We start from the raw sequence: 13,495 nt of genomic DNA, 5'->3' as shown, positions 1-13,495 counted from the left end.
CGTCAGGCGGTGCAGGTCTCCGCCACGAGCCACGTCGTGAGGATCGCCACGGCGTCGAGCAGGTCGTCGATCGCCATGGCCTCGCGGGGATTGTGGCTGCCGTTGGCGTTGCGCACGAACAGCATGGCCATCGGCACGCCGGCCTTGGCGAAGGCGGCGGCGTCGTGGGAGGCCGGGCTGCCGAGGGGCCGGGTCGCGATGCCGAGCGCGTCCGCGGCCGCCGCGAACCCGTCGCGGATCCGCGGCGCGACGGCGCCGACGCCCGCCTCGGCGCGCGGGCCCAGCGTCACCGTCACGGCGCGCCGCGCGGAAACCTCCGCGACGGCCGCCAGGAACGCCGCCTCCAGTTCCGCCAGCACCTCGGCCGCGTAGGCCCGCATGTCGAGGCTGAACCGGAACTCGCCCGGGACCGTGGTCAGGCCGTGCGCCGCGGCGTCGGTGTGGAACCGGCCGAAGGTCACGGCCATCGGGCAGCCGGCCGCCTCGCGCTCCGCCCAGACCCGGTCCAGAGCCAGGGCGATCTCGGCCCCGGCCATGGCGGCGTCGCGCCGGAAGCGGCGCGGCGTCCCGACATGGTCGTAGCGGCCGGCGATGCGGACGTCGGGATAGCGGACGTTGCCGGGGATCCCGGTGCACAGCCCGACCGGGATCCCGGCCTCCTCCAGGCTCGGCGCCTGCTCGATATGCACCTCCAGGAAGGCGTGGATCGCGGCGGCGTCGAGGGCCGCCGGTCCGCGGGCGAGCGCGTCCGGGTCGCCGCCCTCCCGGGCGATGTGGGCGGCGAGGCTGAGGCCGGTGTCGATCCGGGCCGCGTCGAGCGCCCCGTCCGGCAGGGCTCCGAGCGCCGCGCGGCTCCCGATGTACGAGACCTGGAACCAGACGCTCTCCTCGGCGCGGATGCCCAGGACGGTGATGTCCCGCTCCGGCTCCAGACCGAGCCGGCGGATGGCCGCGACGGCGGCGAGCCCGGCCACCACGCCGGCGGCCCCGTCGAAGTTGCCGCCCTGGGCCACGGTGTCGAGGTGGGAGCCGATCAGGATCGGCGGCAGGGTCCGGTCCCGTCCGGGCAGCGTCATCGCGGTGTTGGCGGCGGCGTCCCGGCCGATCGCGAGGCCGAGATCCGCCGCGCAGCGCGCCACCACCGCGTGCGCCGCGGTCTCCTCCGGGCTGTAGGAGGGCCGGGTGAACCCGGGCTCCGTCCGGCCGCACCGGGCCAACTCCGCGAACAGGGCCTCGACCCGGCCGCGCTGCGCGCGCACAGCTGCCGAGATGGCGGACACGCGGTCCATCGCTACGCCTCCCCGAGCGCCGGTCCCCGGGACGGGCCCGCCGGTGCCCCTGCCACTTTCGTGCCGGCCCGCCGGATCACCGGGACCGAGTCTGCCGGATCGCCGGGCGCGCGGCCAGCCGCGCGGGTCAGCCCCGCGGCGCGGGGTCGTTGCCCGGCCGGATTCCGGCGGCTATCGCCGGTCCCGGCAGGCGGGCGGAGGTTCTGCAAATGAAGACGATCGGGTTCCTGTCCTTCGGGCACTGGTCGCCGACCGGCGGATCGGCGACGCGCAGTGCGGCCGACACACTCCTCCAGTCGATCGACCTCGCGGTCGCCGTGGAGGAGCTCGGGGCGGACGGCGCCTATTTCCGGGTCCACCATTTCGCGCGCCAGCTCGCCTCGCCCTTCCCGCTGCTGGCGGCAGTCGGCGCCCGGACGAAGCGCATCGAGATCGGCACCGGCGTCATCGACATGCGCTACGAGAACCCGTTCTCCATGGTCGAGAATGCCGGCGCGGCGGACCTCATCGCGGGCGGACGCCTGCAGCTCGGGCTCAGCCGCGGCTCGCCCGAGCAGGTCATCGACGGCTGGCGGCACTTCGGCTTCGCCCCGGCCGAGGGCGAGACGGACGCCGATATGGGGCGCCGGCACACCGAGGTCTTCCTCGACCTCCTGAAGGGAACGGGGTTCGCCGAGCCCAACCCGCGGCCGATGTTCGCCAACCCGCCGGGACTCCTGCGCCTGGAGCCGCAATCCGAGGGGTTGCGGGACCGCATCTGGTGGGGATCGGCCTCCGACGCGACCGCGATCTGGGCGGCGCAGCAGGGCATGAACCTGCAGAGCTCGACCCTGAAGGCGGACGAGACCGGCGAGCCGTTCCACGTCCAGCAGGCCAGGCAGATCCGCCGCTACCGGCAGGCGTGGCAGGATGCGGGGCACGCCCGCACGCCGCGGGTCTCGGTCTCGCGCTCGATCTTCGCGCTCGTGAACGACCTCGACCGCGCCTATTTCGGGCGCGGCACGAGCAGCGACCAGGTCGGCATCATCGACAACATGCGCGCGGTGTTCGGCCGCTCCTACGCCGCGGAGCCGGACCGGCTGGTTGACGAGCTGCGCGCCGACGCGGCGATCGCGGAGGCCGACACCCTGCTGCTGACGGTCCCGAACCAGCTGGGCGTCGCCTACAACGCCCACCTCATCGAGAGCCTGCTCTCGCACGTGGCCCCCGCGCTCGGGTGGCGCTGAGCCGACCTCCGGCCGGGTTCGCCGGCGCCGAGGGCATGCAGCTCCTCGGCCGGCCCTATCTTGGGACCTGGCCCGCCGGCCTACCCATCGCCGCGAGCGTGCGGTAGCCTCCCGTCGGCCCGTCACGCGGTGCCGCTGTGCCCGAGTCCGGCACTTGTAAGGGGATCTCCGGGATGCCGCGCCCGTTGGACTGGAACGCGTTCGCCGATGCGTGGTGCGCCGCCTGGAACGCGCACGATGTCGAGCGGGTGCTGGCCCATTTCCACGACGACGCCGTGTTCACCTCGCCGGGCGCCGCGCGGATCGTTCCCGCTTCGGGCGGAACGGTGCGGGGCAAGGATGCGCTGCGCGCCTACTGGACCGAGGCCCTGCGGCGGATCCCGGACCTCCACTTCGCGGTGGAGCAGGTCTTCGCGGGCATCGACACGCTGGTGATCCAGTATCGCAATCAGAAGGGTGTGAGCGTCAGCGAGGTGCTCGTCTTCGAGGACGGCCGCGTGCGGGCGGGGCACGGCACCTACCCGATCGGCGTCGACAACCCCGTCGGTGCCGCGGCGGGCTAGAGCCGTTCGCGATGCGGCCGCGCCGGCCTCGGCGGGGCCGCCCGCATCGCAACCGGGTCCGTGCGCGTTGGTTGGCGTCGCGTGGCGAACGGGCGCGGGCCCGCTGCCCGCAGCGGGAGACAAACCATGAGTGATGGCTACCCTTCGATGACGGCGCTCCTGGGCCTCCTCGCCCTGGCAGGCTACCAGAACCGCGACAAGCTCGCGGAACTGCTGGGCGGCGCCGGTCAGACCGCGCCGGCGGGCCCCGGCGGCCCGGCCGACGGCTCCAACAGCGCCTCCAACAGCGGCTCCGGTGCCGGCCTGGGCGGTCTCCTCGGCGGCCTGCTGGGCGACAGGCGCGGCGAGGCTCCCGGCGGGTTCCTGCACAGCGGCCTCGGCGAGATGCTGGACCGCTTCCAGCAGGCCGGTCACGGGACGGCCGCCCAGTCCTGGGTCAAGACGGGACCGAACCAGGAAATCGCGCCGCATCATCTGGAACAGGCGATCGGACCCGACGTCCTAACGGCTCTCACCCAGCGGACGGGACTGTCCCGCGATGAGCTGCTCTCCCGGCTGTCCCGCGAGCTCCCCCGGGCCGTCGACCGCTACACGCCCGACGGACGGATCCCGGCCTGAGGTCTGGCCGGCGGACGGATCCCGGCCCGACCTTGGGGGTCGGGACCGTCACGGTCGGCGGGGCGTGCGCGGCTTCGGCGCGGCGAGCCGGTGGGCCGCCGTCAGGGCCGACATCAGGGTCGCCTCGTCGACGATCGCGAGGTCGCACCGCGTCGCGCCCATCCGCCCCCAGCCGCCCGGAACGGGGCTGAAAGCCGCCGGCACCTGCTCGCAGAAGAAGTCGCGCAGGTCCGGGTCGAACATCAGGTTGATGTCGTGGCCCACCTCGTCCAGCGTCGCGAAGGTCTTGCGCGGCGTCCGGAAGGCCGTCCTGTGAAAATGGGGGGCGGAGGTCACCGCCTCCAACGTCGCGATGAGCGCCTTCACGCGCGCGATATCGACGCCCATCGCGGCCCTCCTCCCCTAGTTCGGGCACTCATACAACGATCTGCGTCCGCTCGCGTCCTCTTCCTGATTGTGGAGTTCTCCGCGCGAGAGGATCGCGATGGCGCGGTTGTTCCAGCTCTCGGACGACGCCTGGGCGCGGATCGAGCCGCTTCTGCCGCATGGCCGACCGGGCAAACCTCGGATCGACGACAGGCGGGTGATCAGCGGCATCCGGCACGTCCCGAAGGTCGGCTGCCGCTGGCAGGACACGCCCTCCGCCCACGGCACCCACACGACGATCCACAACCGCTACAACAGGTGGCTCATCGCGGGCTCTGACGGCCGACAGAGCCTGCGACGCGCAGAGCCTGGGGGATTGGCTCAAGAGCCACCGAACTGATCGCCACCATCCCGTCCACGGCCACGCGGACGGTGCCCTACAAGCACAGCCGGATCGCCGACCGGCGGCGCAATCGAGTCGCGCGCCTTTGCGGACACCTCAGAAACTGGCGGCCCGTCACGATCCACCACGATCGCTCGACCCATGATCATCTCGCCGCCGTCGCGCTCGTCTCCCGTGTCATCGCATGGGCCTGAATGAGCCCCCAGCTAGGATGCCGATCGCTCGGTTGAGCCTGTTTCATGATTGAACATTTTCCGGATCTTTCTGTAGCTCCTGGTCAGAGGCGCGACATAGGACCCGTACAGAGAGTTGTATTTCATCAACGTTTCGTCTTTGAGGCCAGAGATGCCGAATACCGGCATCTCGTTCCGACTCGGTCTGTAGGCAGTCCCGAACATCCAATCGAATATAGACAAATTTGTACCGAAATTTTTGTCCCAATGCGCCTGCACCTTGCTGTGATGTATCTGGTGCATATGCGGGCTGATCAGGAATTTATCGAAGAAACCCAAGCTTATCGGAAGATGGGAATGCTTCAGCGGATCGAGAGTGAGAAAAATAAAAACTTTCGATGCGACCCAAGATAGTGACGTTGCCTCAACGACGCTAAGACCGAACAGGAACATGAACAAGCCACCAGGCACGGCAGTCAGAAGCCCTCGAACGATGGCTTCGAGCGCCATCCCCACGGGATGGCCTCGCTTCGATGTCAGAGGGTTCAGAGTTTGCGCCGAATGATGGACTTTATGAAGCTCCCACAGGAACGGCACTTTATGCTCAACATAATGGCAGATAAAATCCGAGAATTCTACGACAACGAACACGACGATCGTGCAAATACTGGCATAAAAAATACTAAACTCGATATTCTTGAAATCCGGGAACAGTAGATGCGCGAGAGAACTATATGCATTGCAGCAAACAGCAGTGAGAAATATGGCAGGTATCACGATGAAACTGCCTGTCAATTTTCCAATGATGTATATTTTTACATCTGTGTGGAAGCTTTTTTCCGTGAGGACATTGAACGGCACGCAGTGCTTCGCAAGTCCACGGAGTGAGAATTTCGCGCGGTTCTTTGCAATATAAGCTACATAAAATGCCAGTCCGAACCCGAAAAACATTGTCCAGGTAATAAGCAACTGTGGCGCATGAATGATTTGCTTGAAAAAATCAGTCATCGCTCCCTCCAACGCAATTCAATCGATTCCAGAAAGGCAGGCGCCCACCAAAGCGATGTGGCCGACCCCACCAATATTGATCTAAAAATTGTCAGATATTAGACCTAGCGTCTATGTTCAATAAGTTTTTTGAGATCGCCCCTATTAACCCACGTCAAGGTCATTATGTGAGCACCCATACGAGCGTGCGGCTCCGTCGCGGTGAGAGCGCTGCAGCACGGGCGCCGGGCCGGCACCTACGATCCGCTTTCGGACTGGAGGCGGGCCCAGCACGCCGGCGGCATCGGGACCCGGCCGGCGATGGGGATGCGCCCGGGATCGGCCTTTCCCCACAGGCCGCCTTCGCGATCGAGGGCAACACCACGCCTCGGGCGTCGCTCTGAACGCCGTCGTCGCCGTTAGGTGCCGATCGAGTCCAGATGCTGGGTCGGCGGCGGATCGGACCGCCCGCCCGACCGGTCACCCGGTCCGGCGCTCGCAGAATCGCAACCGGTTCCCGAACGGATCCGCCACCTCCAGCACCTCGCCCCAGGGCGCCTGCTCGATGCCGGGCCGGGCATAGCCGTAGCGCTGGTCGGTGAGCGCCCGGTGATAGGCCCGGATGCCGCGCATCGGCACGAACACGGTCGAGCCGGGGGTGGCGTCGCCGTGGTGCTCGGTCAGGTGCAACCGCAATCCCGCGCGGGCGACCTCCATGTAGAGCGGCAGACCCGGCTCGAACCGGTGCTCGAACCCGGGCGTGAAGCCGAGAAAGCCGCAGTAGAACGCGCGCGCCTTGGCCTCGTCGAAGATGCGCAGAACCGGCACCGCTTCCAGGAAACGGGGGCCGTCATCCGCGTCCCGGTCCAGGACGGCGCAGGCGGTGTTCCAGTCGTCGTAGCCCAGCCCGGCGGCGACGAGTTCGAGGGCGGCCGCGTGCGGGACGGCGAGGTCGCGGGCTGCCAGCGCGGCGCGCAGCCGCTTGGCCATGGTCTTGGCCTGATCGACGGTCGTCATGGTCCTCTCCCCGAGCCGGCGTCGGTCCGTCGGTGCCCGCATTGCCGACCCGGCGCCGGTCAGGGACACGGTGGGGGTGGGTCGTCCGCGATGCTTTCACCATCCCGGTTCCGGGGCGAGCGGCAGGCAGCATCGGCCTGGCGGCAGGCTACCCCGGCCGCGGCGCGGCCGCCAACAGGTTTGAGGGAAGGCTGACACGGGACCTGCCGGCTTCCGACGGGTCACGACCCCGTGCCGTGCGCACGGCCGGCCGGTCGCTGCCGCAGGCGGCGGTCTACCAGCGACCCGCCGCCTGGCGCTCGCGGAGCGCGATCTCGTCCGCGCTGGGTGGTTTGCTGGCGAAACTGCCGGTCTGGACCGCCCCGTCCCGCGCGAACACCGCGACGTGGACGCCCTTCGGCGAGTGGCTCTGCTCGACCAGCGTCCAGGTGCGGGCCGCCGCCGGGTCGTCCGCGTACCAGCGCTTGCCGCGGCCGAGCATGACCGGGAATGTGATCAGGACGAGCCGGTCGATGAGGCCCGCCGGAAGCAGCGCCGGATAGAGCCTGCTGCTGCCCTGGATGAGGAGGTCGGGGCCCTCGCTCTCCTTGAGGCGGGTGACCGCCGCGACGGGGTCGCCGGCGAGGCGGCGGCTGTTGTTCCAGTCGAGCGCGGCGTCGCTTCCGGTGACGACATGCTTGCGGATCGCGTTGAAGGTCGCGCCGATCGGCTGCTCGGCGTTGTGCGGCCAGTAGGCGGCGAAGATCTCGTAGGTGCGCCGGCCGAGCAGCAGCTCGTAATCGCCGCCGAGCAGCTTGCCCATCGGCCCGGCGAGCGACGCGTCGAAGTACGGGAAGGTCCAGCCGCCGTGCGCGAAGCCGGTCTGATCCTCCTCCGGACCGCCCGGTGCCTGGATCACGCCGTCGAGGGACTGGAAGAGGGAGCCGGTGATCTTACGCATGGGCGGAGTCCCCGCGGAGGGCAGCCTCGATCCGGGCGATGTCGATCTTGCGCATGGTCATCATGGCCTCGAACGCGCGCCGGGCCGCAGCCCGGTCGGGGTGGCTGTTGGCGTGCAGGAGCGCGCGCGGCGTGATCTGCCAGGAGAAGCCCCAGCGGTCCGTGCACCAGCCGCACGCGCTCTCCGCGCCGCCGTGGCCCACGACGGCGTCCCAGTAGCGGTCGGTCTCCGCTTGATCGTCGGTCAGCACCATGAAGCTGACCGCCTGGTTGGCCCGGAAGGCCGGGCCGCCGTTCAGGCCGACGAACGGACGGCCGAGGACGGTGAACGCGACCGTGAGTTCGTCGCCCGCGGACCCGCCGGGGAAATCCGAGGGGGCGTTCATGGGCGCGCCGACATGGCTGTCGGGGAAGGTCGCGGCGTAGAAGTCCGCGGCCTTGCGGGCCTCGCCGCGATCGAACCACAGGCAGGTCGTCAGCTTGTCGCTCGTCATGGCCGGACGCTCCTCACGTGGCTTGCCGCGGGCCGGCGAGGCCGAGCTGGTGGCCCGCCGGATCGGCGATGTTGGCCGCGTAGCTGCCGCCGGGGATCGGGTCGGGTCCCTGGAGGACCGTGCCGCCCGCCGCCCGGACGGTCGCGAGCGCGGCGTCGATGTCGGCGACGTGGATGTACCAGTTCCAGCGGGCCGGCGCGCCGGTGGCCGCGCTCGACATCATCGCGCCGGGGCGCAGGTCGCCCCGCCCGATGAAGGCGTACTCGCCCAAGTCGCCCATCGGCATGGCACCGAGCTTCTCCCAGCCGAACAGCGCCCCGTAGAAGGCGAGGGCCGCCGCGGGATCGGGGGTGGCGAGCTCGATCCAGACGCCGTGGCCGCGCGTCCGCTCCGTCTCGAGCGGCACCGGCCCGAAGGCCCGGCTCGCGCCGGGACGGGCCGGATCCATCGCGGCGAAGACCACGCCCTGCGGGTCGCTCACCATGGCGAAGCGGCCGACATGGGGGATGTCGACGGGCCCGAACCGGACCGCGCCGCCGAGATCGACCGCGCGGGAAGCCAGGGCGTCGACGTCCGAGGTCGCGAGGTAGACCGCCCAGCCGGGGAGGCCGGGGGCCTCGGGCATCGGCCGCCGGATCCCGGCCACGGGCGCCCCGTCGGCCTCCGCGATCCGGTAGCCGCCGTGCTCGGGCATCGGCGACGGCGCGACGCGCCAGCCGGCGACCGCCTCGTAGAAGGCCTGCGCGGCGTCCGGGTCGGACGCGTTCAGCTCGAACCAGATGGGTGTCCCCTCGGCGGGTGGCATCGGGCGCTCCTCCGTGACAATCGGCTCTGCGGCCGCTGCGCGGCGCCCCCTCCGGCCCCGCTTTGCCCAGGCTCGCATTCTCGGTTACACAAAGCAACCATGAAGTCAGAAAAAATAACTGATTTAGCATCCCGGCCTCGCGAGCGCCTGTACGACGACGCCTGCGGCACGGCCCTCGCGCTGGAGTTCATCGGCGAGCGCTGGTCGCTGCTGATCATGCGCGAGCTGGTCTACGGCCCCCGGCGGTTCAGCGAGATCCGGGCGAACCTCCCGGGGATCAGCGCGAACGTGCTGACGCAGCGGCTAGAGAGCCTGGGGGCGGCGGGCATCGCCCTGCGGTACCGGCTGCCGTCGCCGGCCAACGTGCAGGTCTACGATCTCACCGACTGGGGCCGCGAGGCCGCGCCCCTGATGCGCGACCTGGGCCGCTGGGCCGCCCGCTCGCCGCGGCACGATCCGAGCCTGTTCATGTCGGGGGCGTCGGCCATGATGTCGCTCGAGGCCCTGGTCGACCGCGGGCGGGCGGCGGCGCTGTCGGCGACGGTCGCTTTCCACTTCCCCGGCGAGGACTTCGTCGCGACGGTGACCGGCGACGGGATCCGCGTGCGGCGGGGCGTCGCCGAGGCGCCCGACCTCGCCTTCACCGGCGACACGATGGCGATGCGCCGCACGGTCTACGGCAAGGCGCCGCTGGACCGGGACGGCGCCGGCGGGACGCTCGCCGTCGCGGGCCCCGCCGACCTGGCGCGGTCCTTCATCGACCTCTTCACCCTGCCGGCCAAGGCGGGCTGAGGTGCCCGTCCCGCGGCTCGCAGGGGGAGGGCGCGCCGCCCGCGAGCGCGCCGACAACGCCGGCGAGCACGTCGAGGCCGATCGCGACGTCGGCCGGGTCGACGGTCCCCGCCGCCCCCCAGCCGACGCCGCCCCGACAGCGGATCAGCGCGAGGCCGATCGGTCCGAGCAGGGCCATGTGGGACGCGTCGGTGGTCACGCCCTGCGCCAGCCGCACGGCGCGGTGTCCCGCGGCCGCGACGGCCTCCTCGAACAGGCGGACCAGACCGGGATCGCACCGGGTGGCATCGGGATCGACGCTGCGCTCGACGGTGATCCCCAGCCGGCGCCGCGCCGCGACCGCCTCGAGCGCCGCGGCGAGTTCCGCCACGGCCGCGCGCCGCGCGCCGTCGTCGGCGGAATCGACGCGGACGCCCAGTGTCGCCGACCCCGCGACCACGAAGGTCGGCACCGGCGCGACGTCGAGGCGCATGACCGTGACGGTGACCCCCTCCCGCGCCAGGCCGACGCGCTCGGCGGCGAGGACGCATTCGGCCGCCGCGGCGAGGGCGTCCCGCCGGCCCGGCATCGGGTTCGCCGCCGCGTCGACGGCGGCGCCTGTCAGCGTGACCCGGAGCATCGTCGATTCCGACAGGGCCTGCACGATCCCGACCGGCGCTCCCGATCGCTCCAGCACGGGGCCGGCCTCGGCGGCGACCTCGAGATAGGCCAGGATCGCGTCCGAGGCCCGGCGCGCGCTCGCGAGGCGCGCCGGGTCGAGCCCGTGCGCCTCCAGGGCGCGACGCAGGGTGACGCCGTAGGCGTCGTCCCAGTCCAGCGCGTCCGGGGCGAGCCGCCCGACCACAGCCCGGCTGCCGAGCTGCCGGGGACCGAACCGGCCGGCCGCGTCCGCGACGAAGGCGACGACCTCGACCGCGTGGCGCGGCGGCGGTCCGTGCCGGATCATGCGCTCGACGGCGGCGATGCCGATCAGCACGCCGAGCGTCCCGTCGTAGCGGCCGGCATCCTCGCGCGTGTCGACGTGGCCCCCGACGACGACGGCCGGGCCGCCCGGGACCGCGCCTTCGATCCGGCCGACGAGGTTGCCGGCGGGATCGCGCCGGGCCGACAGGCCGGCCTCCGCCATCCAGCCGATGACGAGCGCCTCGGCCTCGGCCTGCTGCGGGCTGAAGACGCGCCGCGTCAGGGTCCACGGGTAGGCGCTGATCCCGGCGAGCCGGTCGACGCGCGCCAGGACGATCCCGGCGGCGCTCTCGGGCGCCGCCGTCACGGCGCCCTCGGCGTCACCGCGATCCCGGCCCCCCAGTAGCGGTTGGCGATCAGCTGCTGATTCCGGATGAGACCGATCGCCGTCCTGGCATCGCCGCCCGCGAACGTGCCGACCGCCGCCCCGCAGAGCGTCAGGTACATCCGCTGGTGCACCACGGACTCGAAATAGGCCCTGGGCGGCGGGGCGAGGTCGAGGCCGGCGTCGAGATTCTGCTGGCGCACCCGCGCGGCGGCCTCCGCCACGGCCGCCTGCACCGTCTCCATCGTCGCGCGCTGCGCGGCGTCCAGGATCTCGGACGCCTTGCGCTCTTCGGGCGTCAGAACAGGGCAGGCGACAGCCATCGCGACCTCCGTGTCGATCGCCGGTGAGGCTGACCGGCCGGCCGCGCGGCAATATGGCCGGCGCGTATCAATTCGTTACGGCGCGCCGGACCCGTCACGAACCGTCACTTGCGCAGCGGCACGCCCTTCGTGGTGAAGCGCTGGCCGCCGCCCGTGTAGCGGGGTCGCGGCTGGCCCCCCGTCCGGCCCGCACCGGCGCCGGTCCCCGGCGGCTGCGAGAACGGCACCAGCTGGTCCGGCCGCGGCCCGATGAGGTCGGCGCGGCCCATCTCCCGCAGCGCCTCGCGCAGCAGCGGCCAGTTCTCGGGGTCGTGGTAGCGCAGGAACGCCTTGTGCAGCCGGCGCTGGCGCAGCCCCTTGATCGCCTCGACCGACTCGCTGCCGCCACGTTTCACGCCCCGCAGCGTGTTGATCTCGGTGTGGTACATCGCGGTTGCCGTCGCCATCGGCGAGGGCAGGAACGTCTGGACCTGGTCGGCGCGGTAGTTGTTCTTCTTGAGCCAGAGCGCGAGGTGCATCATGTCCTCGTCGGTCGTGCCCGGATGCGCCGCGATGAAGTACGGGATCAGGTAGTACTTCTTGCCCGCCTCCTTGGCGGCGGCGTCGAACATCTCCTTGAACCGGTCGTAGGTGCCGATCCCTGGCTTCATCATCTTGTCGAGGGGGCCGCGCTCGGTGTGCTCGGGCGCGATCTTCAGGCGCCCGCCGACGTGGTGGGTGACAAGCTCCTTGATGTATTCGGGGCTCTTCACCGCGAGGTCGTAGCGCACGCCCGAGGCGACCATTACCTTCTTGACGCCCTTCACCTCGCGGACCTTGCGGTAGAGCCGGATCAGGTCGTCGTGCGAGGTGTTCAGGTTCGGGCAGACGTCCGGAAAGACGCAGGAGGGCAGCCGGCACGCCGCCTCGATCTTCGGGTCCTTGCAGGCCATCCGGTACATGTTCGCCGTCGGCCCGCCGACATCCGAGATCACGCCCGTGAAGCCCGGGGTCTTGTCGCGGATCCGCTCGATCTCGCGCAGGATCGAGCCCTCCGAGCGGTTCTGGATGACGCGGCCCTCGTGCTCGGTGATCGAGCAGAAGGTGCAGCCGCCGAAGCAGCCGCGCATGATCGTCACCGAGAACTTGATCATGTCCCAGGCGGGAATCTTCGCGTCGCCGTAGGACGGGTGCGGGGCGCGGGCGTAGGGCAGGTCGTAGACCGCGTCCATCTCGTCGCTGGTCAGCGGGATCGGCGGCGGGTTGAGCCACAGGTCGCGGTCGCCGTGGCGCTGGACGAGGGGGCGCGCGTTGCCGGGATTGGCCTCCCGGTGCAGCACGCGCGAGGCGCGGGCGTAGGCCTCCTTGTCGTCCTTGACCTCGTCGTAGGCGGGCAGCCGGATCACGGTCTCGCCGGGCCGGCGGGTGGCGGCCTCGTCCGTCGAGTCGAGGTCGTCGGCGGGCAGCTCGGTGTAGTGGGCGGGCACGCGGCGGAACAGGGCGACGCCCCGGATCGCGTCGAGTTGGTTCGGCGCCTCGCCGGCCGCGAGGCGGTTCGCCACCTCGACCACGGCACGCTCGGCGTTGCCGTAGATCAGCAGGTCCGCCTTGGCGTCCGCCAGGATCGAGCGGCGCACCTTGTCGGACCAGTAATCGTAGTGCGCGATCCGGCGCAGCGACGCCTCGATGCCGCCGAGCACGACCGGGACGTCCTTGAAGGCCTCGCGGCAGCGCTGCGTGTAGACGATGGTGCAGCGGTCCGGGCGCCGGCCGCCCTCGCCGCCGGCCGTGTAGGCGTCGTCGTGGCGCAGCCGCCGGTCCGCCGTGTAGCGGTTCACCATCGAATCGAGGTTGCCGCCGGTGACGCCGAAGAACAGGTTCGGCTTGCCGAGCGCCTTGAACGGCTCCGCCGAGTGCCAGTCGGGCTGGGCGATGATGCCGACCCGGAAGCCCTGCGATTCGAGCAGCCGGCCGATGATGGCCATGCCGAAGCTCGGGTGGTCCACGTAGGCGTCACCGGTCACCAGCACGATGTCGCAGGACTCCCATCCCAGGGCCGCCATCTCGGCTCGGCTCATGGGCAGGAACGGCGCAGCGGGCCCGCGCGGCGACGGCGTTCGGACGGGGGGCGCCAGGGGACGGGCGGTGGACGCTTGGAGTTCCATGGTGTCCCTGCATAGGCCTCCGGGGCCGCGATCTCAACGAATGGCAGGGCGGCGGTGGCCGCGGCCGT

The 13,495-nt window shown here is 70.9% G+C and carries 14 protein-coding genes and 1 pseudogene; 5 read left to right on the top strand and 10 right to left on the bottom strand.

The genetic code is table 11. The features are described from left to right. Positions 1-2: 2 nt before the first annotated feature. Positions 3-1,289 (bottom strand): hydantoinase/carbamoylase family amidase, encoded by a 1,287-nt coding sequence (locus ABIC30_RS07540; protein ID WP_020094498.1) that lies wholly within the window; start codon positions 1,287-1,289, stop codon positions 3-5. Positions 1,290-1,498: 209 nt separating this feature from the next. On the opposite strand from ABIC30_RS07540, the gene ABIC30_RS07535 reads away from it, so the two are divergent. From ABIC30_RS07535 to ABIC30_RS07525, 3 genes are all read left to right on the top strand, one after another. After that, positions 1,499-2,515: an LLM class flavin-dependent oxidoreductase gene (locus tag ABIC30_RS07535; protein WP_020094499.1), complete on the top strand. Its 1,017-nt coding sequence runs from the start codon at positions 1,499-1,501 to the stop codon at positions 2,513-2,515. Between the two features lie 173 nt (positions 2,516-2,688). Beyond that, complete coding sequence (locus ABIC30_RS07530) at positions 2,689-3,078, top strand: nuclear transport factor 2 family protein (protein WP_020094500.1); 390 nt, start codon at positions 2,689-2,691, stop codon at positions 3,076-3,078. A gap of 126 nt (positions 3,079-3,204) precedes the next feature. Further along, the gene (locus tag ABIC30_RS07525; RefSeq protein WP_026605145.1) at positions 3,205-3,696 is read left to right on the top strand and encodes a YidB family protein; all 492 of its coding nucleotides are present in this window, start codon (positions 3,205-3,207) and stop codon (positions 3,694-3,696) included. Between the two features lie 48 nt (positions 3,697-3,744). Here ABIC30_RS07525 and ABIC30_RS07520 read toward each other — a convergent pair whose 3' ends face one another. Then, on the bottom strand, positions 3,745-4,083 hold the full coding sequence (locus ABIC30_RS07520) for an MmcQ/YjbR family DNA-binding protein (RefSeq protein WP_020094502.1): 339 nt from the start codon (positions 4,081-4,083) through the stop codon (positions 3,745-3,747). A 97-nt stretch (positions 4,084-4,180) separates the two neighbouring features. Between ABIC30_RS07520 and ABIC30_RS07515 the strand changes: the two are divergent. Beyond that, positions 4,181-4,384: pseudogene (locus tag ABIC30_RS07515) on the top strand (transposase); the annotation flags it as partial. 287 nt (positions 4,385-4,671) lie between these two features. On the opposite strand, the gene ABIC30_RS07510 reads toward ABIC30_RS07515, so the two are convergent. The 5 genes from ABIC30_RS07510 to ABIC30_RS07490 all read right to left on the bottom strand — a co-directional run bounded on the left by ABIC30_RS07510 (position 4,672) and on the right by ABIC30_RS07490 (position 8,880). After that, positions 4,672-5,646 (bottom strand): sterol desaturase family protein, encoded by a 975-nt coding sequence (locus tag ABIC30_RS07510; RefSeq protein WP_081636503.1) that lies wholly within the window; start codon positions 5,644-5,646, stop codon positions 4,672-4,674. A 459-nt stretch (positions 5,647-6,105) separates the two neighbouring features. Beyond that, complete coding sequence (locus tag ABIC30_RS07505; RefSeq protein WP_042670241.1) at positions 6,106-6,642, bottom strand: glyoxalase superfamily protein; 537 nt, start codon at positions 6,640-6,642, stop codon at positions 6,106-6,108. Between the two features lie 274 nt (positions 6,643-6,916). Beyond that, a complete protein-coding gene (locus tag ABIC30_RS07500) occupies positions 6,917-7,582 on the bottom strand; it encodes a dihydrofolate reductase family protein (RefSeq protein ID WP_020094505.1) in 666 nt (221 codons plus the stop codon). Beyond that, a complete protein-coding gene (locus ABIC30_RS07495) occupies positions 7,575-8,075 on the bottom strand; it encodes a VOC family protein (RefSeq protein ID WP_020094506.1) in 501 nt (166 codons plus the stop codon). Before ABIC30_RS07495 ends, ABIC30_RS07500 begins: the two co-directional genes overlap by 8 nt. Positions 8,076-8,088: 13 nt before the next feature. Then, a complete protein-coding gene (locus tag ABIC30_RS07490; protein WP_042670237.1) occupies positions 8,089-8,880 on the bottom strand; it encodes a VOC family protein in 792 nt (263 codons plus the stop codon). A gap of 99 nt (positions 8,881-8,979) precedes the next feature. On the opposite strand from ABIC30_RS07490, the gene ABIC30_RS07485 reads away from it, so the two are divergent. Then, positions 8,980-9,672, top strand: a complete 693-nt coding sequence (locus ABIC30_RS07485) for a winged helix-turn-helix transcriptional regulator (RefSeq protein ID WP_026605146.1) — start codon at positions 8,980-8,982, stop codon at positions 9,670-9,672. On the opposite strand, the gene ABIC30_RS07480 is transcribed toward ABIC30_RS07485, so the two are convergent. From ABIC30_RS07480 to ABIC30_RS07470, 3 genes are all read right to left on the bottom strand, one after another. After that, on the bottom strand, positions 9,647-10,942 hold the full coding sequence (locus ABIC30_RS07480) for a hydantoinase/carbamoylase family amidase (RefSeq protein ID WP_020094509.1): 1,296 nt from the start codon (positions 10,940-10,942) through the stop codon (positions 9,647-9,649). The two genes, ABIC30_RS07485 and ABIC30_RS07480, sit on opposite strands and share 26 nt — an antisense overlap. Next, on the bottom strand, positions 10,939-11,283 hold the full coding sequence (locus ABIC30_RS07475) for a hypothetical protein (RefSeq protein ID WP_354454580.1): 345 nt from the start codon (positions 11,281-11,283) through the stop codon (positions 10,939-10,941). Before ABIC30_RS07475 ends, ABIC30_RS07480 begins: the two co-directional genes overlap by 4 nt. 104 nt (positions 11,284-11,387) lie before the next feature. Continuing rightward, the gene (locus ABIC30_RS07470) at positions 11,388-13,427 is read right to left on the bottom strand and encodes a YgiQ family radical SAM protein (RefSeq protein ID WP_026605147.1); all 2,040 of its coding nucleotides are present in this window, start codon (positions 13,425-13,427) and stop codon (positions 11,388-11,390) included. Positions 13,428-13,495: the final 68 nt, after the last annotated feature.

It is taken from the genome of Methylobacterium sp. 1030 (assembly GCF_040544715.1).
GTDB lineage: Bacteria > Pseudomonadota > Alphaproteobacteria > Rhizobiales > Beijerinckiaceae > Methylobacterium.
This window is presented reverse-complemented; position numbering and strand designations above follow the sequence as displayed.

Coding starts and splice junctions, on each gene's coding strand:
- ABIC30_RS07540 (WP_020094498.1), bottom strand. CDS start 1,289: ATGGACCGCGTGTCCGCCATCTCGGCAGCTGTGCGCGCGCAGCGCGGC.
- ABIC30_RS07535 (WP_020094499.1), top strand. CDS start 1,499: ATGAAGACGATCGGGTTCCTGTCCTTCGGGCACTGGTCGCCGACCGGC.
- ABIC30_RS07530 (WP_020094500.1), top strand. CDS start 2,689: ATGCCGCGCCCGTTGGACTGGAACGCGTTCGCCGATGCGTGGTGCGCC.
- ABIC30_RS07525 (WP_026605145.1), top strand. CDS start 3,205: ATGAGTGATGGCTACCCTTCGATGACGGCGCTCCTGGGCCTCCTCGCC.
- ABIC30_RS07520 (WP_020094502.1), bottom strand. CDS start 4,083: ATGGGCGTCGATATCGCGCGCGTGAAGGCGCTCATCGCGACGTTGGAG.
- ABIC30_RS07510 (WP_081636503.1), bottom strand. CDS start 5,646: ATGACTGATTTTTTCAAGCAAATCATTCATGCGCCACAGTTGCTTATT.
- ABIC30_RS07505 (WP_042670241.1), bottom strand. CDS start 6,642: ATGACGACCGTCGATCAGGCCAAGACCATGGCCAAGCGGCTGCGCGCC.
- ABIC30_RS07500 (WP_020094505.1), bottom strand. CDS start 7,582: ATGCGTAAGATCACCGGCTCCCTCTTCCAGTCCCTCGACGGCGTGATC.
- ABIC30_RS07495 (WP_020094506.1), bottom strand. CDS start 8,075: ATGACGAGCGACAAGCTGACGACCTGCCTGTGGTTCGATCGCGGCGAG.
- ABIC30_RS07490 (WP_042670237.1), bottom strand. CDS start 8,880: ATGCCACCCGCCGAGGGGACACCCATCTGGTTCGAGCTGAACGCGTCC.
- ABIC30_RS07485 (WP_026605146.1), top strand. CDS start 8,980: ATGAAGTCAGAAAAAATAACTGATTTAGCATCCCGGCCTCGCGAGCGC.
- ABIC30_RS07475 (WP_354454580.1), bottom strand. CDS start 11,283: ATGGCTGTCGCCTGCCCTGTTCTGACGCCCGAAGAGCGCAAGGCGTCC.
- ABIC30_RS07470 (WP_026605147.1), bottom strand. CDS start 13,427: ATGGAACTCCAAGCGTCCACCGCCCGTCCCCTGGCGCCCCCCGTCCGA.